Source organism: Erythrobacter litoralis, from assembly GCF_029760855.1.
GTDB lineage: Bacteria > Pseudomonadota > Alphaproteobacteria > Sphingomonadales > Sphingomonadaceae > Qipengyuania > Qipengyuania litoralis_A.
Map to the genome: position 1 here is coordinate 184,392 of NZ_SOSI01000003.1, position 19,006 is coordinate 203,397.

Annotated in this window: 11 protein-coding genes; 5 read left to right on the forward strand and 6 right to left on the reverse strand. The window is 62.0% G+C overall.

The genetic code is table 11. The features are described 5' to 3' along the window. Nucleotides 1–2: 2 nt before the first annotated feature. On the forward strand, nucleotides 3–401 hold the full coding sequence (locus E3U23_RS06625; protein ID WP_279350439.1) for a VOC family protein: 399 nt from the start codon (nucleotides 3–5) through the stop codon (nucleotides 399–401). A 56-nt stretch (nucleotides 402–457) separates the two neighbouring features. Here the strand turns inward: E3U23_RS06625 and E3U23_RS06630 are convergent, their stop codons facing one another. The 3 genes from E3U23_RS06630 to E3U23_RS06640 form a co-directional block, all read right to left on the reverse strand. Next, a complete protein-coding gene (locus E3U23_RS06630; RefSeq protein ID WP_279350440.1) occupies nucleotides 458–1,771 on the reverse strand; it encodes a spinster family MFS transporter in 1,314 nt (437 codons plus the stop codon). 61 nt (nucleotides 1,772–1,832) lie between these two features. After that, nucleotides 1,833–4,841 carry a TonB-dependent receptor domain-containing protein gene (locus E3U23_RS06635; protein ID WP_279350441.1) on the reverse strand — a complete coding sequence of 1,003 codons (3,009 nt, stop codon included), beginning with the start codon at nucleotides 4,839–4,841 and terminating at the stop codon, nucleotides 1,833–1,835. Between the two features lie 246 nt (nucleotides 4,842–5,087). After that, the gene (locus tag E3U23_RS06640) at nucleotides 5,088–6,683 is read right to left on the reverse strand and encodes a carboxylesterase/lipase family protein (protein WP_279350442.1); all 1,596 of its coding nucleotides are present in this window, start codon (nucleotides 6,681–6,683) and stop codon (nucleotides 5,088–5,090) included. Nucleotides 6,684–6,967: 284 nt separating this feature from the next. Between E3U23_RS06640 and E3U23_RS06645 the strand changes: the two genes are divergently transcribed. The 3 genes from E3U23_RS06645 to E3U23_RS06655 all read left to right on the forward strand — a co-directional run bounded on the left by E3U23_RS06645 (nucleotide 6,968) and on the right by E3U23_RS06655 (nucleotide 12,354). Beyond that, the gene (locus E3U23_RS06645) at nucleotides 6,968–8,524 is read left to right on the forward strand and encodes a carboxylesterase/lipase family protein (protein WP_279350443.1); all 1,557 of its coding nucleotides are present in this window, start codon (nucleotides 6,968–6,970) and stop codon (nucleotides 8,522–8,524) included. Between the two features lie 83 nt (nucleotides 8,525–8,607). Then, nucleotides 8,608–11,580, forward strand: coding sequence for a TonB-dependent receptor domain-containing protein (locus E3U23_RS06650; protein ID WP_279350444.1), 2,973 nt, complete (start codon nucleotides 8,608–8,610; stop codon nucleotides 11,578–11,580). A gap of 87 nt (nucleotides 11,581–11,667) precedes the next feature. Beyond that, the gene (locus tag E3U23_RS06655; RefSeq protein WP_279350445.1) at nucleotides 11,668–12,354 is read left to right on the forward strand and encodes a TetR/AcrR family transcriptional regulator; all 687 of its coding nucleotides are present in this window, start codon (nucleotides 11,668–11,670) and stop codon (nucleotides 12,352–12,354) included. Nucleotides 12,355–12,357: 3 nt separating this feature from the next. Here E3U23_RS06655 and E3U23_RS06660 read toward each other — a convergent pair whose 3' ends face one another. Next, complete coding sequence (locus E3U23_RS06660; RefSeq protein ID WP_279350446.1) at nucleotides 12,358–13,890, reverse strand: MmgE/PrpD family protein; 1,533 nt, start codon at nucleotides 13,888–13,890, stop codon at nucleotides 12,358–12,360. A gap of 157 nt (nucleotides 13,891–14,047) precedes the next feature. Between E3U23_RS06660 and E3U23_RS06665 the strand changes: the two genes are divergently transcribed. After that, nucleotides 14,048–15,232 (forward strand): DUF3089 domain-containing protein, encoded by a 1,185-nt coding sequence (locus tag E3U23_RS06665; RefSeq protein ID WP_279350447.1) that lies wholly within the window; start codon nucleotides 14,048–14,050, stop codon nucleotides 15,230–15,232. 42 nt (nucleotides 15,233–15,274) lie between these two features. Here the strand turns inward: E3U23_RS06665 and E3U23_RS06670 are convergent, their stop codons facing one another. Both E3U23_RS06670 and E3U23_RS06675 read right to left on the reverse strand, forming a co-directional pair. After that, entirely contained in the window at nucleotides 15,275–15,763 is a 489-nt protein-coding gene (locus E3U23_RS06670; protein WP_279350448.1) for a DUF427 domain-containing protein, read from the reverse strand. A 35-nt stretch (nucleotides 15,764–15,798) separates the two neighbouring features. After that, nucleotides 15,799–18,636: a M16 family metallopeptidase gene (locus E3U23_RS06675; protein ID WP_279350449.1), complete on the reverse strand. Its 2,838-nt coding sequence runs from the start codon at nucleotides 18,634–18,636 to the stop codon at nucleotides 15,799–15,801. Nucleotides 18,637–19,006 lie beyond the last annotated feature (370 nt).

Below are 19,006 nucleotides of genomic sequence, written 5' to 3' on the forward strand. Positions count from 1 at the left end.
CGATGAGCGATACCGACGCAGCCCTGTTCACCTTCGTCAAACTGACCGTGAACGATATCGACGCCGCGACGCGGTTCTTCGTCCAAGGGTTCGGCATGACGCATGCAGATACCGTGGATACGCCCGCGTTCCGCGAACACGTGATGACCGGCAAGAAGGGCTCGGCAACCATCGTCCTTTTCCACTGGAAGGACGGGCGTGCGGTTGAGATCGGCAACGGGTACGGCCCGGTGGGCATGATCACGCGCGATCTCGAAATCGATCTTGCCCGCGCGATTGACGCGGGCGCTACCCAGAAGGGCAAGACCGTGAATTTCGGCAGCGCCCGCATCGCCTTCGTGCTTACGCCGGAAGGGCACGAGATCGAGATGATGCAGATGGGCAGCGCACCCGAGGGCTGATTATCTCATCGCGGTAAGAAACAGAGCAGGGAATGCCCGACGGTAGTCCCTGCTAATCATCCCGATGTGACACTCTTCTCCCCGTGCCTTTCAAGGCATTTCGCAGCTCGCCAGTAGCAGAAAATCGCGAGAGGCGTCGCGGCAGCGATGACCAGTAGCGCCTGTCTCAACGACTCCTCGCCGTATGTCGGCGCGAAGACGTCCGAAAGAACACCGACCAGAGTAGGACCGAGCCCCAGACCGATCAGGTTGATGACCAATAGGGTGATCGCTGCCCACACAGCCCGCATCTTGAGCGGGGCCAAGGTCTGTATCAGGGCGAAGGTCGGCCCGAGGTAACAAGACTGAAACAGCACCGCGATGAAGTACACGCCGATAGCCAGTGGTGCACTTTCAGCCACGTAAAACCAGACAAGGAAAGGCAGCGCGATCGTTTTCAATCCTGCCACCATCAAAGGTTGCGCCTTGAGGCCGTACTTTTCGGAAAGCCGATTGGCAAGCCAGCCGCTTCCGAGCCCGCTTGCCACACCGGCAATCGCCAGCAGCGGTGCGACGATATTGCCGATCTGCAACGTGTTGAGGCCGAATGACCGAATGAGATAGGCCGGCGTCCAGCCCGTCAGCGCATAGCCGATCATCGAGGTTATGGTGACACCGGCGACCAGCCACACCGCCGCGCGGTTGGCGAAGATCGAGTGGAATCCCGCCATGATGGACGGCGTGCTTTCGTCCTCGACTGCGCCCGGTTCCGCCTTGCGCATGGGCTCGGTCGCGAACAGTTTGACCACGATAGCGAGTATGACGCCCGGCAACCCGATCGCCAGAAACGCGACCCGCCAATCGAAGAAGTATGTAAGATTACCGCCGAAAATCTGGCCGGCTGCCGCGCCCAATGTCACGCCGAGCGAATAGATGGAAAGCGCCAGCGCACGCTTTTCCGCGGGATAAAGGTCCGCGATGATCGAATGGCTAGGGGGCGACGAGCCCGCCTCTCCCACGCCGACGCCGATACGAGCAAGCAGGAGCTGGAAAAAATTCTGAGCCAACCCGCAGGCGGCGGTCATCCCGCTCCACAAAGCGAGGGCAATCGAGATGATGTTCACCCGGTTCATCCGGTCGGCCAAGGCGGCCACGGGAATACCGAGCGTCGCGTAGAACAGAGCGAAGGCCAATCCGGACAACAGGCCGAGCTGCGTATCGTTCAGCAGCAGATCGGCTTTGATATCCTCGAGCAGGATCGCAAGGATCTGCCGGTCCATGTAGCTGAAGAAGTAGGTGACGGTGAGCAGGAAGAGCGTGGTTTTGCGCGCAGCGGCGCTGACTTCCCCGTCCACCGCGCCCCCCGCATACGTTGCCGGCGTCGAGGCCATTGCGATCCCTTTGAATATGAAAGGCGGGCCGGCTCAATGCCCGGCCCGCCGATGTCTATGCTCAGTATCTTGCGCGCAAACCGATCCGGTAATTGCGCCCGATAGCATTGCCGATGAACGGGTTGTAACCGAGCGGAAGTTGGGCCGCAGCAGGCTCTTCGTCGAAGATGTTGTTCACCCCTGCCTGAAGCGTCAATTCCGATGATCCGACGGCGAAATCGTAGGTCAGATTGAGATCATGCTGCATGTACGATCCGCTGGTTGCACCGAAGTTCGATCCTTCGGTACTTCCCGGCACGACGAAACAGAACGGCCGAGTATCCGATGGCACGCCGTCGCACCGTTCGTCCCGCACGCTATCGATGAAGATGAAGGAATATCGGGCATTGAAACCGGCCACGTTGAGATTGGCGTAAGCGTTCGCGCGCCATTCCGGGATCGTGTTCGGATCGCGGAAATAGTTTGCGAGGCCGACCGCATCGTATCCTTCGAGCACGGTGATCCCGTTCACCTCGAAATCGTCGAACTCGTAATTCAGGTTCCACGTCGCATTACCGCCCAGCGATAGCAGCGCCGCGCCGAACGGCACATCGAGATTGGTTGCAAAATCTAGACCGCTGATGTTGACGTCAGGCCCGTTGACGACATTTGTCCGCACGCGACTGATGTCGATACCTTCCGTTACACCCTGAACGCACTGGTTGTTACTGAAAGTGATGAAACCGGCGAGCGGACTGGAGCAATCCGCCAGTGGCGTGTTGTTGTCACCGAGGCCGAGAGCACCGCTGACTACCAGACTGGCGATGGCATCGCCCGGTGTCGTCGTGATACGATCTTCCAGATCGATCGACCAGTAATCGACGCTGACGGTGAACCCGCCCGTGTCGATAATTGCACCGACGTTGTAGGTCAGCGCGCTTTCCGGGCTCACATCCGGATTGCCGAAGATGTCGAGCGACTTGTAATTGCCGCCAGCCGCCGTGAAGCCTTGAAGCGCCGTCCGCTGGTTGTCCGCCACATCGACCGCTAGGGGCCCGCGGAACGTCGTGCCGATCGATCCGCGGAAGGTGAGGAAATCCGTTACCTCGAAGCGGGCTGAACCCTTCGGATTGATCGTGGACCCGACGGGATCGCCGTAATCCTCGAAACGGATCGCGCCGTCGATCTCGATGCGGTCGGTTACTGGCAGATTCACTTCGGCGAACAAGGCGTAAACGCTCTGCTCGAGCGATACCGGACTGTTCACACCGAGGAAGATGAACGGCCCGACCCCTTCGGTGGTCGTCCCGACGCAGCTTAGATCGCCCTCGACGAAGCAAGGATTGTTGTCCCGGCTGGATTCAGGGTTGAGCGGCCGCGTAGCATAATCGTTCTGCCGATATTGTGCGCCGACCGCGAAGGCCACTTCGCCTCCGCCGAGTTCCCAGCCGGTAAGACCGGACAAGATGGCGCTCGCCACGACTTGCTGTTCGTCCTGAACGACCCCGTTGGCAACTTGAAGGTAGCGGATCAGGTCGACCGAGTTCTCGTTGCCAGGGACGTAAAACGGATTGTCCAGATTGAACGTCCCGTTTCCGGGTCCGGCATTGGCGAAGGGATTGAAGAACTGGCACCCGCCCTGCCCCGGCGTACCTGTCGCCGGATCGCAGTCCGGGCCGCCCAGACCGTTCAATGCATTCTGCAGGCGCGACCCGATGATCCCGGGCGACGATCGCTCGCGGTTGGAATCCCAGAAAACCAGACTTCCATCCAGCGTCAGCCTGTCGGTCAGTTCGTGCGCGATGTCGAACGTGAACCGGTAGGCCTTGTTATTGGCCGAACCCGGGCCCGCACCGCGATCGGGATCGCGCGGGTTTCCGAGATAACCGAACGGACGGTACAGCACGTTGGTGACCGCCAGGACAGGATTGGTCGCCGAAGCCGGCGCGAGGCCGGTCTGCTCGAGGAACGCGGCGACGCCGGGGTTATTGGGTGATGTCGTGAAAGCGCTGACGAAACCGGAACCGTTTGGTCCCTGAGTTGGCGGGAAGGACGGCGACTGATTGATCGAGTCAAGGTCGCTTTGTGCGTAAAGGCCAGTCAGAGTAATTTCCGTCCGGTCGCTGAGATCTGCAACGACCTGTGCATATACCTGATAGCGGTCTTCATCCTCCGTTATGTTGTCGAACGGAACGTAGGTGAAATAGCATCGTCCGATTGCGATCTCACCGCCCAGTTCCGTACAGCCTACATCGCGGACGACGGATGTGGCGAGAGCTTCGTTGCCAGGCGTCGCCGGATTGTCGGGATTTCCCGACAGTCGCGTGACGGCGAAAAGGCCAGGCGTACTTAAAGCCGAAAAGGCAGACGGATTGGTCTGTAAATTAAGCCGCGTATAATCGCGTTCGGGCGTACCCAGTTCGCTGCGGTGCTGCCAACCGGCACCAACCATGATGTTGGCCCCGCCGGCATCGAAACCGACCAGGCCGCTGACACTGTAGTTCCCGTCGGACCCATCGATGAAGGTGTAATCGCCCTGAACCTCGACGCCTTCGAAATTGCGTCTTGTAATGAAGTTCGCGACCCCGCCGATGGCATCCGACCCATAAGTCGACGCCGCACCGTCCTTGAGCAGCTCGATGCGTTCAAGCGCAAACAGGGGAATAAGATTCGTATCGGCGAATCCCTCGCCCGGCGTCAGGATGGTGCGCGCGCTGTTGAGCAGAACAAGTGTGCGTTCCGCGCCCAGGCCTCGCAGGTTTAGCGAGCCCACCCCCTGCAACGCCTGCGCGGTTGTGGCGAACTGGTTCGTATCGCCCAGTACGGCGCCGACCGAGGGCAATTCCTTGATGAATTCGAGCGGCGAATCGATGCCCGACTTGACGAGTTCGTCGGCATTGAACACGTCGACAGGCAGCGCAGCATCCTCGGGCGTTCCGCGAATGAGCGAGCCTGTGACGACGATGGTATCGGCAGTATTCGTGGTTCCGGCTTGTTCCGCCTCGGCTTGCGCAAAGGCCGTTCCCGGCACTGCAAGGACGGCGGTGGCAAATGCGAAACGGCAGGCGGAATTCAGGTAGTATGTTTTCATGACCTCTCCCCGATCAGGTAGCTTCGTACCTTTGCCGGAGTAGGGCCTGACTGTTTCGGCACACGGGGCTTTTGCCCCTGCGCGCCTGCTTTCGCTTTCAAGCCATCCTCTGGCCGAAGCATACTGAAACTTCAAAAATTTTTTTACAAGAGGGTTCACACTAATTTTGTTACGTCACGCCTCGCCGTCACCCCTGCACGCATCAGTCACACCGGCTCTCGTATGGTAGAATCTCCGCCCTTACCCCTATTGCGAGCGGCCCTCCGATAGCAGGCTTTGCAGTAATTCGCGTTCTGCGCTGTCCGGATCGACGACCACTTCGGGGTCCGTATCGAAGATCATCGTCGCGCGATTGGCCTTGGTATAGCGCGGCCATTGCGGCAGCGCGTTCGTGTTCGGATTGCCGGTCTTCGCAAAGGCGATCCAGGCTTCGGACATGAGATCGGCCAGACGCTGCTGTTCCGGTCCGGTGCCCGTATACGAGGTGGAGCGGGCGACGTTGTCGAAGACGAAAGCAATGTCGAGCGCATGCGGCGATTTCAGGCGCCCGCCCTCGACCGGCGTTTCCCAGTCCAGCCGGTACATATAGACCGGCGCCCCGTTCTGCGCGCTCTTGCGCTCCGCCTGACGCAGCGCGGTACCGCGATAGTTCTGGAAGGTCGCGGTCTGGAAGAAGATTTCGCTCGCATCCGCATCGGGATAAGCGGCGCGCATTCCCGCGATCACCTGATCGACATCCGCATCGCCGACCACGCTCGCAATTTTTTCCGGCAATTGCTCCCATGTCAGCGAGAAATTGCCCGGATCGGCCAGCCCGGCCTGCAGCCGCATCTCGGTTCGATTGGTCCCGACGAGCAGCGGGATATCTGCGGAAACAGGCGTCGCATCGGGCGAGAACGGTTGCCGGGTCAGCGAACTGCCGTCGACTACCGGGCGGAAGAACGCGGCGCGGGTGCGCGATTCCATCAAGGCCCGGACATACTCCTCCATCGGCAGCGCGGCGAGACCCGCCACATCGCCTTCCTCAAGCCCGGCGGTTTCGAAGATGTTCTTGGTAAGTGCACTGGCGAGGCGCGATTCGAAACCCGACAGCGACATCGAGCCCGACTGCGCGATCGCGCGATCGAAGAGACCCCGTGCCTCCTCCATCGCCATCAAGGTAGAAACCTTGGCGGCCCCACCGGATTCGCCGAAGATGGTCACATTTTCGGGATCGCCGCCGATGGCCGCCGCATTGTCGCGCACCCATTCGAGCGCCTTGACCGCATCGAGACTGCCGAGATTGCCGGAGCGGGCGTATTTCGGATCGTTCGTCATGCCCGCAAGATAGAGGTAGCCGAAACCGTTCAGGCGGTGATTGATGGTGACGATCACCACGTCGCCACGCTGCGCGAGCCGCGTTCCATCGTATCCGTGACTCGATCCCGAGCCGGTCACATAGCCGCCGCCGTGCAGCCAAACCATGATCGGGCGTTTCTTCCCGTCATTCGTACCGCGCGTCCAAACGTTGAGGAACAGGCAGTCCTCGCTTTGCGGCAAATCGTTCGCCCATGATGCGAATACCGGAACCTCGCCGCTCGGCCGCTGAGGGCAATCGGGGCCGAACTCGGTCGCAGCGCGCGTTTCGCTCCACGGCTGTGGGTCGGCAGCTTCCTGGAACCGCATTCCTTCGGTGGATGCGCCGTAGCGGATGCCGCGGAATATCTTCACGTCGCCCGCATCGCTGGTCGTGCCACGCACCGGGCCGAGGCTGGTCGCAAGGACCGGCGAGTCGGCCGAATCAATGGCCGATGCCGATGCAACCCCGTCGGCACTCGCACAGCCGGACAGGGCAACTGCCAAAACCGCAGAAACTGCAAACCCGGTATTCGCGATCCTGCTCACCACTTTTGCCATCTCGAAATCTCTTTCCCGTTTTATGCCGACTTACTGCCCGTTCTCTCGCCGACTCCCCTACCGGTAAATTTACCGACAGTCACGATTGTTTTATTTCTGAAGACAGGGTACGCATCCGGCGGATCAGGCAAAAGCCTTACCGATTTTTGGGAGAATACCGAATGGCATCGTCTTTCACGCCGAGTCGGCGGGGGTTTCTCGGCGCAGCAGTAGCCGGAGGAGTTCTCGCAATGGCTAATCCGCTCTCGGCCGCAGACATCTTTCCGGTCGTCGAGACCGCGGACGGACGCCTGCGCGGCATGATGGCAGGCGGCATCGCGAAGTTCCTTGGCATTCGATATGGCGCGCCCACCTCCGGCGCCAACCGCTTCATGCCTCCGCAGCCGGTCGAAAAATGGTCCGGCGTTCGCAACGCGCTGCAATATTCCGACAGCGCGCCACAGGTTCCGGGCGACCGCCGACACGATTACGCCGATCTGATCATGTTCGAGAACCAGCCGGCCGGGCCCGGCGAGGACAATCTCGCCCTCAACCTGTGGTCGCCCATGATATCCGCGACGGCGAAGAAGCCGGTCATCGTCGTGCTGCACGGCGGCGGGTTTTATGGCGGTTCGGGCAATGGCATCGGCATGGACGGCGAGGCGATGGCGCGCTTTTCCGACAGCGTCGTCATCTCGGTCACGCACCGGCTCGGTGCGCTCGGCTATCTCCACCTCGCCGAATTCGGCGGCGAACGCTTTGCCTCCTCGGGCACGGTCGGGATGCAAGACATCGTCGCCGCGCTGGAATGGGTGCGAAACAATGTCGCAGCGTTCGGCGGTGATCCTTCGCGCGTGCTCGTCTATGGCCAGTCCGGCGGCGGCGCGAAGACCAGCACGCTGATGGCCATGCCGAGCGGCAAGGGCCTGTTCCACCGTGCCGGCGTGATGAGCGGATCGGCCTTGCGCATGATGCCCGAGGAAATGGCCAATGCGAACGCCGCGCGCCTGCTGAAGGCTCTCGATATCGCCAAGGGCGACATCGCCGCCTTGCAGGCCGTGCCGTGGACCACGCTGTTGGAAACGCAGGCCACCCTCGAAGCTGCGGCGCGCGCGAAAGGCGAAGCGCCTTCGTCCTTCGCACCAGTAGTGGACGGCACCGTTCTCCCACGCCATCCCTTCGCGCCCGACGCCCCCGAGGTCAGCCGCGATGTCCCGATGATCGTTTCGACGGCTCTGGACGAGCGGTCCTACCGGATGGTCGATTTCGACATGACCGAGGAGGGGCTGCTCGAATTCGCACGCGAACGCGCGGGCGACCGGGCGAAGGAAGTGGTCGATCTCTATCGCGATGAAAGTCCGGAGGAGAAAGCCTTCCTCCTCGCCGCCCGGATGGATAGCGACATCTGGTTCCGCAAAGGGGCGTTCGCACAGACCGAACTGAAGGCGAAGCAAGGCGGCGCTCCCGTATGGTCCTATCTCTGGACATGGCCGAGCCCTGCCTATGGCGGCCGCTTCGGCGCGGTTCACGGCATCGATGTCGCGCCCAGCCTGCACAGCGTGCGCGGTGCGCTCAACGGGCCGAGCGCGGAAAGCGTCGCAATGGCGGATCGCATCGCGGGAAGCTGGGCGGCGTTCGCGGCGACGGGCGATCCGAACAACGAATACCTTCCCGACTGGCCTGCTTACGACAGCGCCAGGCGTTCGACGATGATCCTTTCGCAGGACCCGCATGTCGTAAGCGATCCGCGCGCCGAATTCCGCGAGATCTGGCAGCAGATCGGCGCATCGCGCAAAACCGCGGGCTGACCGCGCCGGTCCCCGAACACATTCCGAAAATGGGCAAAAGCCTCGTGCCGCGAGAAGCGGACCAAATTGATCAGGAGAGAGTTATGCGTACTGTCCGCAGGATTGCGTTGTGCGGCGTCTGCCTCACGATGCTGGCCATGCCGCTTCAGGCACAGGAAGTTCCTTCGAGGGCGGATGGCGACGAGGTCGGGCTGGACGAGGCCGAACCGGGCGATGCAGGCGAGCCGATCGTGGTTACGGGATCGCGCATCGTGCGTCGGGACTATACCGCCGAAAGCCCGATCACGACGATCGACGACGAATTCATACAGAATGCCGGCCCCGCTACTCTCGAGCAGTCCCTCAACGCCCTGCCGCAATTCCAGGCGACACAGGGATCGCAGACGAACGCAGTCGCGGGCGGCGGGGGCGGGCGCGCCAATGCGAACCTTCGCGGCCTTGGCGCGGAACGCACGCTGATCCTGTTCGATGGCCGGCGCCTGCAGCCCTCCGACACCTCGGGCGCGATCGATCTCAACACCCTCCCCTCCGCCCTCGTCTCCACGGTGGAGGTCATCACCGGAGGCGCGTCTGCCGTGTACGGGTCGGACGCCATAGCCGGGGTCGTGAACTTCAAGTTCAACGACCGGTTTCGCGGACTGGAATTGCAGGGCGACGTCGGCATATCCGAACTGGGCGATGCCGAGACCTACAGCGCCTCTGCGACCTATGGCGGCAGCTTCGCCGACGATCGCGCGCGCCTGTTCGTTTCCGGTTCTTACCTGCAGCGGGGCACCGCCTCGCAATTCGCCCGCCCCTTCTTCGACAATGTCGATGGCACCTCCTCACCCACTAGCGGGCTGATTATCCAGTCCGGCAGAAATCCCTTCGGCTTCGGCCGCCCCGATGCCGTGGCCGCATTCCGCAACCTGTTTTCCCAGACATACGGAACAGCCATTCCCGGCGTTTCGAGCAGCTATCTCGTCAATTCGGACGGTACCGTTATCGGGCGCGACGGCGCATTGAACCTTCGCGATACCGATGCGACCGGCTATCTCGTGGCGGATAATGCGGTGCGCCAGCGCTCCCTGTTCGATTCCACCGTCCAGCTTCCGATCGAGCGGTACACCGCCTTCGCCCGCGGAGAGTTCGACGTTTCGAATGCGATCACCGCTTATGCGCAGATCAATTACGCGACCTACGAGGCGCGGCAGCGATCTGCTTCGGGTGTGTTGCAATCGGTGGTCGAGCCGATCCAGATCCCCGCTTCCAATCCGTTCATCACCCCGGACCTGCGTACCTTGCTGAACGCAAGGCCGGTGCCCACCGCGCCGATCTCCTACTATTTCACCGGCACGCGTATCGGTCGGCTGGAAGTAGAAGAGGAATACGATGTCTACCAGGCCCTCGTCGGGCTGAAGGGATCGTTCGGGCCGTCGCTGAACTTCGATCTCTATGCCACGCATGGCAGGACGACGAACGATTCCACCACCTTCAACCAGATCAGCCGCTCGCGGTTCAATGCCGTGGTATCGGCGCCCGATGGCGGCGCGAGCCTGTGCGCCGGCGGATACGATCCGTTCGGCTTCGCGCCGACCTCGCAGGAATGCTCGGACTACCTTACGATCGATACGGTGGACCGCGCGGTGTTCGAACAGACCGTGGTGCAGGGCAACCTTACCGGGACGGTGCTGGACCTGCCCGCCGGGCCGCTGGGTTTCGCGGTCGGCGCGGAATATCGCCGCAACGAATACCAGACGACGATCGACCCGCGCCGCAGCCCGACGCCGACCGACATACCGGGCGTGACGACCGCGCCCGAGGCGCTCGGCACGTCGGGCGCGTTCTCGTCGGGCGGCGACGTCTCGGTGGCCGAGGTTTACGGCGAACTGCTCGTTCCGGTTTTCGACGGCTTCGAGGTCGATCTCGCCTACCGCTATTCCGACTACGATACGATTGGCGGCGTCAGCACCTACAAGGCTGGCGCGAACTGGACGCCGATCACCGGCTTCACCCTGCGCGGCGGGTATTCGCGCGCGATCCGTGCGCCGAGCCTCGGCAATCTGTTCTCTCCGCGTGCGGGCGCGATCGGTATTATCGGCCGGGCGGGCACCGGCGGCGGCGATCCCTGCGACGTGACGGGCGCGGCGCGCAACGGGCAGGTCGATGGCGTCGATCCGGCGCAGGTCCGTGCGCTTTGCATCGCACAGGGCGTTCCCGAAGCACTGGTGGACGGCTATACCTATTCCGGCTCCGCGAATGCTGCGTTCCGCATCGGCAATCCGGATCTTCAGGAAGAAACCGCCGACAGCTACACGATCGGCGCCGTCTTCCAGCCCGGCTTCATGTTCGACGTGCTGTCCGATTTCTCGGCCTCGGTCGATTATTACAATATCAGCGTGGACGACGCGATCGGCTATCTGACCAGTCCGATCGCGCTCAACCAATGTTACAATTTCACAGGGCAGAATCCGGACTACGACCCGCAGAACGCCAATTGCCAACTGATCGCCCGCGACGCGTCCGGCCTGCTGGCCGAAATCGAAGAACCACTGTTCAATCTCGCGCGCTACCAAACCTCGGGGATCGATTTTCAGGTCGATGCCGCGATCGATTTCGGCGGGGTCGGACGCGTCTTCCTGAACAGCGCGGTGACTTACGTGATCGATTACAAGATCCAGTCGACAGCCAGCGATCCGGTCCTCGATTACGCGGGCACGGTCGGCAATGCGCAGATCGACGGGTTCTCGTCCACCCATCCCGACTGGAAGCATGTCACCACCCTCGGGCTTGCAGGCGAAACCGGCTCGTTGTCGCTTCGCTGGCGCTATATCGGACAGCAGGACAATTCCGCCGTCGTCGCCAACCCCGACAGCGAAGCGGAAGGGGTGCCCTCGGTCAGCTATTTCGATCTCATCGGCCGCCTCAACGTGAACGACCGGTTCGAATTGCGGGCGGGCGCCAACAACCTGTTCGACAAACAGCCGCCCGAATTCGGCGGCAATTCGGTCACGCCGACATCGACCTACGACGTGATTGGGCGGCGCTTCTTCGTCGGAGCGACGGCGCGATTCTGATCGCTGCAAGGCATAGGACCCGGTCGGCGATGACGCCTACCGGGAACTTGTTCGGCGCTTTCATCGGCCTTACTGACCTGAACCGACATGACCGATAAAGCGCCGACGGCGACACAAGAACACGATGCGGACGATGCGCTTCGCCCCAAAAAGGTCCGCCGGACGCAGGCGGAGCGGACCTCCTCGTCGCGCAAGCGGGCGATCGACGCAGCGATCCTCAATCTCGCCGAAGAAGGCTATGCCGCGACGACCGTGATGCGCGTCGCCCAGCGGGCGGGCATCAGCCGAGGCGGCATCCTTCACCACTTCTCCGGCAAGGCCGAATTGATGGAAGCCGTGGGCTATCGTGCCGTCGAGACCCTGCAGGTCAAGCGCAAGGAAGCGCTGCGCGGCATCGCGCCGGGCGTGGAGCGTTTCCAGGCGCTGACCCGGGCCACCTGGGAAACCATTCGTGAGCCGGAATCGATTGCGCTGCTCGAAATCCTGATCGGCTCGCGCGGCGATCCTTCGATGGCCGAAATCATGCCCCGCTTCGTGCAGCAGCTCGACCAGCTTCAACTTGCCAAGACGAAGACCGTGGCGAAGGCCGCCGGGATCGAGAACGAACGCCTGCTGCAAACAATGAACAAGCTGCATGCGGCGGCGATGCGGGGCCTGCTGCTGGAATCCATGTTCGACGGCTCAGCCGAGACCATCGCAGAATCGATCAAGCTGCTCGAATGGTACAAGGAAAAGCTGACCGAACGCCTTTTCGCAGAGAACGAAGGCGGCTGAGAATCACGCCGATGTTTCGGCGGGACTTTCGAACTGCATCAGCTCCACGATCGGATCGACCGACGCGAGATCATCCAGCCCGTCGCAAAGGGCGATCAGCCTTGCAGCTTTCGTGGAACCCAGCACCGGTTCGATCAGCTCACGAGCCTTGGTTTCGATTTCCGCCTTACTCATCGGATGGGTCGGAAAGCCGGGGACGTAGGCAATGTACCTGGATTTCTTGCTTCCATCTGCCAGCGTGATCGTCACGCGCGCACTTTCGGTCCGGTCCTCGCCTTCGCCCATGTCCTGCGTAGCATCCGCCACCACCTCGACCTTGCGGGCGAACGCCTTCGCCGCCTCGTCGTTGACCATCCGGTCGAGCGATTGCGCGTCCACGAAATCGAGCCGACCGTCGAGCATGATGATCGCGGCGAGATAGGGAATGTTGAGCGCGGGCATATTGGCCCGGCGGAAGGTGTCGGCCGAACCGGGCATCTCGACCTTGATGGCCGCGACATCCTGCGCGTCCACCTCTTCCTGAAGTTCGAGCAGGGCGCGCACCGCGGGCTGCGTCGGGCCGCCTACGGGGTAACGCTTCATCGCAGCCAGCGAGAGTTCGAAGGTTTCGCCGAGGCCGTCGATCAGACGGGCCGGATCCGCTCCCTCGCCCGAGAAGGCCGGCCAGCGGAACCATGCTTGCTCGGTATCGAAACTTTCGGGAACGCCGGTGAAGCCGAGGCTCGCCATGACCGCCGCCTGCATTCCGTTCCGTGCGCCCATCCCGGCGAAGACGAACGCTTTTTCGATATGCCGCACATCGAGCATCCACTGCCACGAACCGGACGCCTGCTGCGCACAATAGGCAAGCATATGGTCGCACTGCGCCTGGTCCAGCCCAAGCAGCGCGGCGCTGGCCGCGGCCGTTCCGAAAACCGGACCAACCCCATGATTGGCCAGCCCGGCGCGCCACAGGTTCCGCGTGCCGATGGCCTTTGGGATGCGTCCCGCCAATTCGTAACCGGCGACCACCGCGTTAACGAGATCATGCCCCTTGCGCGCATTGGAGCGCGCAAGCTCCATTCCGGCACTCACGATCGAAGGGCCGGGCTGCACATAGGCGGAGGGGATGAAATCGTTGATCTCGGCGGCGTGCGCAGTCATCGCGTTGGCGAACACGGCATCGATGGGGCTGGCGGTCTCCTCTGCGGCGAAAATCGGACTCCCCCCGCCGCCGCTCATCGTTCGAGCGTATTTCCGCCCCAGCTGCGACGCCTCCAGCGCATGACATGCCACGATGGAAGCGAGCGTATCGAGGACATGCAGGCGCGCGCGTTCACGAATGGCGGCAGGAATTTCGGCGGTGCGCGCGCCCGCAAGGTAATCCGTCAGATTGGGGACGACGGCGACGAAACCGGGCTCTCCCGGCTTTGCAGGTTCGCCGGATGACTGAACGGCGGCGCTACCCGCCGCGCCCAAGTTCGTGCTCACCATCAGAGTCGTCATGCCTGCCCCCATCATCGCACCGCGGCGGGACAGCGTCAGCCGATCTTTCATGCCTCTCTCCGTTCGTTTTCGAGAAGCATACCGAAGGGCAAAGAAAAAACAAACTCGCTTGTTTGTAAGTTGCAATATTACGGATGCAGCGGCATCCTAGCCAGAGAAAGAGCAGCACGGATTGAATCGCGGCTGCCGCTGAGACTGGGAAAGAGATATGAAACACACTCGCATCGGTATCGTGTTCGCGCTGACCCTCGGCACACTTGCTTCACCATCCGCCGCGCAGCCGGTTGATCCGTCGCAATCCCCCTCCGGTGAACTCTATGCGGATGCTGACAAGTGGCTATGCCTTCCCGGGCGGGAGGACATTTGCGATCAGGACCTGACGACGACCATCGTCGCCGCCGACGGGTCGATGACCCGCGAGGCATTCGCCCCACCCGCCGATGCGCCGGTCGACTGCTTCTATATCTATCCGACCGTCTCGCTGGACCAGGGGGCCAATGCGGATTGGAACGCGGGCGCGGAAGAAACGCGCGTCGTGCAGCAGCAGCTCGCCCGCTTCGCCGACGTCTGCCGAATATATGCACCGAAATACCGCCAGATCACCTTACGCGGCACCACCGGCCAGATCCCGCGGGCCGAGATCGTCCCGGCATTTCGCACCGCCTATGGCGACGTCGTGGATGCGTGGAACCACTATCTCGCCAATTATAACGAAGGCCGCGGCGTTATCCTGATCGGCCATTCGCAGGGCTCGCGCATGCTGACCCAGCTTACCAAGACCGAGATCGACGGTAAGCCCGTGCAAGACCGGATCGTGGCCGCCTACCTCAACGGCACCAGCGTGCTCGTTCCCGAAGGCGAGGTGGTCGGCGGGGATTTTCAATCGATGCCACTGTGCACCGACACGAACGAAATCGGGTGCATCGTCGCCTATCGCAGCTTTCGCGACACGCTGGGCCCGGTCAACGACTATGCCGCCACATCGCGCCCGGGCATGGCCATCGCCTGCGTAAATCCGGCTGCCCCGACAGGCGGCGAAGCGCCTTTGCATTCATACCTGACCACCGCTGCGCTGATGGGCGGGCCGGTCCCCGAATGGACCACCGACGGTCGCACGGTCGACACTCCCTTCGCGTCTGTGCCCGGTCTGCTGACGGGCGAATGCGTATCGAACGAAAGCGGCCAATACCTCACGATCCGCATCAAAGCCGATCCTGACGACGTGCGGACCGACGATATAACCGGCGACATCTATACCGATGGCGAGATCAACCCCGACATGGGCCTCCACCTGATCGACATGAACCTGGTCATGGGCAACCTCCTCGACCTCGCCCGCTCGCAAAGCGCCGCGTGGCTGGAGGCTGCATCCTCAAGACAGCCCGGTCGATGATTTAGGCTTAAGCGGCGCGGCGGGACGACCGATCGCGCCGCATCACCACCCCATACTCCCCGGTACGCCCTTGAACGGGCCCGCACATCGGCTGGTGATCCAACCGCCGTAAAATCTGCCCGGCTGCGGCGTGACCTTTTCGCCATCGACAGAACAATGATCGAAAGGCGCGGCGTAGAAGGCCACGTGATCGCGCAGCATGGCGAAAGCTCGGCTCGGATCGGGATAGCTCCAACCGACCCGCGGCAAGACAGTCTCGCCGATGACGACGTCCCAATACACCGCCGCGCCCTTCCATTCGCAGAACGACGTACCCTCCGCGCGCCGCAGCACGCCCGGCGCAATGTCGGCAAGCGGTATGTAGTAGTTTGGCGGATGACTGGTCTCGAGCGTGCGGATCGTCTGCCGGCTGTCGGCAATCGTGCGTCCGCCATGCTCGATGACGACATGCGCACTTGTCGGCTCTGCGATTGCAGGACGCGGAAAATCCCAGACGCTCTCCTGTCCCGGTGCGGTCGGTTCGCGTCGCATCGCGAATCAGGAGTTCCGCAAGGTTACCGAGGCGATCATTGCGTGCTCGCCCCTAGATCGCCGCACGACAGGTCCAGATCTGCCGCCTTTACCACTTCAACATCGGGGCGGATGGCGCGCAAATCGTCGATGAACTCCGCCGCGTTGCCAACCACGACGATCGTCGCCTTGTCGGCAGAAACATACTTCGCTGCAGCTGCGCTTGCCGCTTCGGGTGTTACCCCTTGCAGATCGGTTGCGTAATTGGCCGCTTCGGCCGGTTCCAGTCCATACATAAGCAATTCCGCGACGATACCGTTGAAGCCTGCCGACGTCTCCAGACTGCGGCCATATCCACCGGAAAGATAAAGCCGCCGGGTATCGATCAGATCGCTTGCAAAGGTTTCGCTTCCCAAGCGGTCGAATTCGTCGAGGAACACTTGCACCACTTCGTCGGCTGTCGCGTTCTGGGTTTGCGAACTGGCGATCAGATAGGCATCGTCGGCATGTGCCGGCAGACCGCTATAGGCACCGTAGCTGATGGATCGCTTGGTGCGCACCTCTTCGAACAACCTGCCGCTCGATCCGCCACCGAGCACGGCATTGGCCAATTCGAGCGCCATGTAGTCGTCGCTCGATCGTGAAGGCGCCCGCACCCCGACATACACGGCGGCCTGACCCGCATCGGGCATATCGACCACGACAGTGCGAACCGGCTGCGGCGTACCCGCTCCATCTTCGATCGAAGGAGGGGTCGGAGCAGTCGACGTCCAGTCACCGAACAGGCGATCGGCAAGCGTCGCCGCCGTATCGGGCGCGATGCCGCCGCTGACGATGATGCTGGTTTGGGCCGGATGCCACCAATTTCGGCGATGGGCGATCAGGTCCTCGCGCGTAATGGCTGCCAGGCTCTCTTGGGTGCCGCCTGCCAGCGTACCGTAGGGCGCGTCGCCATAGAATACCGGTTGCGCAACCATCTGCGCCAGACTTCCCGGATCCTTCAGACTGACTTCAAGGCCATCGATCGCGCGCTTGCGCTCACGTGCGAATTCTTCTGCGGGATAGTCCGCGCTGCGGATCATCGCTGCAAGCACCTTGCCCGCCTCTTCCATATTCGCCGCCGGCGCGGTGAGACTGAAGAAGGTGCCATCGGTGCCCGCCGTTGCGCCAACGCTTGCGCCCAGGCTTTCGAGACGGGCGGCAATCTCCTGCGCATTCATCCCGGAAACGCCCTTGTCGGCCAAGACTGCCGCCATGTTGGCGACGCCAGCCTTCGCCCGGCTATCGGACCGCGATCCTCCGGGAACAAGTACGGTCATGGTCGCAAAAGGCACATCTCCCGTCTGCGCTGCGACGACCTCGACGCCGTTCGACAAGGTGCGCTCGACGATTGCCGGTGTTTCCACCGCCGGTTTCATACCGGGTTCCGGTAGAGGGTCGCGTTCGTCTTCGGGCCGCACTGCCAGGGGCGACCGTGTCGGCTCGGGCAGCGAGCGGAACGTGGGAAAGGGAGCGGGATTAGCCCATTCGGACGGATTTTCCTCGCCCTGTTCGTACGCCATATCGACGCGACCTTGCGGGTCGAGCCACTTGGCGGCGACGCGTTGTACATCGGCGATCGTCACGCCGGAAATGGCTTTCAATCGTTTGTCTGCCGCTTCGGGATCTCCGGTGGAAACCAGCGCCTCACCCAGTTCGAAAGCCCGCCCACGTGCGGTTTCGCGGCTGCGCAGGGCGCTCGAAAGCAATTCGTTCTTCGCTTCGGCCAGTTCATCCGCGCTTATCGGAGCGTTGCGGATGCGATCGAATTCGGCATCGAGAACCGTCTTCACATCCGCTGCATCGGCCGTAGGGTTGGTGATCGCGAAACCCGCGATCATGCCTGCTTCCTCGCCGTCGTTGTAAAAGAAGCTCGCATCGACGGCCTTGCCGCTCCGCACCAGAGCCTCGTTCAAACGACTGTTATCCCCCCGCGCCATGATCGCTGCGAGGACTTCGAGCGCGGCGGCATCTGCAGATCCGGACTTGGGCCCTTTCCACAGGGTACCGCGGATCGGCAGCGGTACATTGGGAGCGCGGGCCACGATACTGCGCGGTTCTGTACGCACCGGCTCTTCGGCGCTCAGTTCGAGCGACACCGGATTCGTACGAGCCGGAATGTCGGCGAAGTATTGATCGACCAGTGCGCGCAGCTTCGCTTCGTCGAAATTGCCCGCTACGATCAGCGTCGCCGTGTCCGGCCCGTAAAAAGCTTCGTGGAAGGCCAGCGCATCTTCGAGCGTGGCCGCGTTCAATTCCTCGATCGAGCCGATCCCCGGACGCCGATAAGCCGTGGTGTCGTAGGCATTTTCCGAAATGACGAAGCGCTGGAACCGACCGTAGGGCGGGGCCAGAACGCGCTGCCGCAATTCCTCCTTCACCACGTCGCGTTCGCGATTGAAGACTTCGTCATCCACGACGGGAAACGCCATCCGCTCCCGATGCGTCCATAGCATACGCTCGAGATATTCGGCCGGGACGGTCTCGAAATAATTGGTACGATCCGGGCCGTTCGAGGCATTGCGCGTGCCGCCGACATCCGCGGTGAGGCCATAAATCTGATTGTACGGCATATTCAGCGTCTTGCGGCTGAGGATATGCTCGAACAAATGCGCGAAACCGCTGCGGCCCTCGGGATCGAGTTTCGAGCCGACATCGTACCACATCGAGGTCGTGACGCTGGCAGTCGTATCATCCTCGATCGCTATGACGCGCAGGCCGTTGTCGAGCGTCCACATGGTGTACTCGATTTCCGGCGCGGTGATTTCGTCGGTTGCGGCAGTTTGCGCGGAAAGGGGCACGGACGCGCCTACGGCGAGCGCCATGATCGAAGTCGATAGAAAACGGCGTAGCATGTTTGTCATTCCCCCGGTGTCAATGCAGGGAACAGATCGAGATATCGCCAGCCCCCTATGTATCGAAAGATGAGCCTAAAGGTGCGTACGGCGAATGTCGAGGCACCGACGTTGTCTCTCTAGCCGAAGTGAACGAAGGTCCGAACTATTGCCAATCAGCCTTCTGCACGAAGTGCTGACTTCGCTCTACGGCGTTCAACGACCTGTTGATTCTCCGCAGCGCTGCTTCGCAGGCATACTATGGGTTTCGGATCGGCTGGCAGCGCGGCCGATCTTCACAAGCGTTCAAATGAAAGGCGTAAGCGTCAGAGGAAGGCCAATGGCGGGGCTCTTCAACACCGTCTGGTGAGGCAAAAATTTTGCTGACCGT

Coding starts and splice junctions, on each gene's coding strand:
- E3U23_RS06660 (WP_279350446.1), bottom strand. CDS start 13,890: ATGAAAGATCGGCTGACGCTGTCCCGCCGCGGTGCGATGATGGGGGCA.
- E3U23_RS06625 (WP_279350439.1), top strand. CDS start 3: ATGAGCGATACCGACGCAGCCCTGTTCACCTTCGTCAAACTGACCGTG.
- E3U23_RS06665 (WP_279350447.1), top strand. CDS start 14,048: ATGAAACACACTCGCATCGGTATCGTGTTCGCGCTGACCCTCGGCACA.
- E3U23_RS06675 (WP_279350449.1), bottom strand. CDS start 18,636: ATGCTACGCCGTTTTCTATCGACTTCGATCATGGCGCTCGCCGTAGGC.
- E3U23_RS06670 (WP_279350448.1), bottom strand. CDS start 15,763: ATGCGACGCGAACCGACCGCACCGGGACAGGAGAGCGTCTGGGATTTT.
- E3U23_RS06635 (WP_279350441.1), bottom strand. CDS start 4,841: ATGAAAACATACTACCTGAATTCCGCCTGCCGTTTCGCATTTGCCACC.
- E3U23_RS06645 (WP_279350443.1), top strand. CDS start 6,968: ATGGCTAATCCGCTCTCGGCCGCAGACATCTTTCCGGTCGTCGAGACC.
- E3U23_RS06650 (WP_279350444.1), top strand. CDS start 8,608: ATGCGTACTGTCCGCAGGATTGCGTTGTGCGGCGTCTGCCTCACGATG.
- E3U23_RS06630 (WP_279350440.1), bottom strand. CDS start 1,771: ATGGCCTCGACGCCGGCAACGTATGCGGGGGGCGCGGTGGACGGGGAA.
- E3U23_RS06655 (WP_279350445.1), top strand. CDS start 11,668: ATGACCGATAAAGCGCCGACGGCGACACAAGAACACGATGCGGACGAT.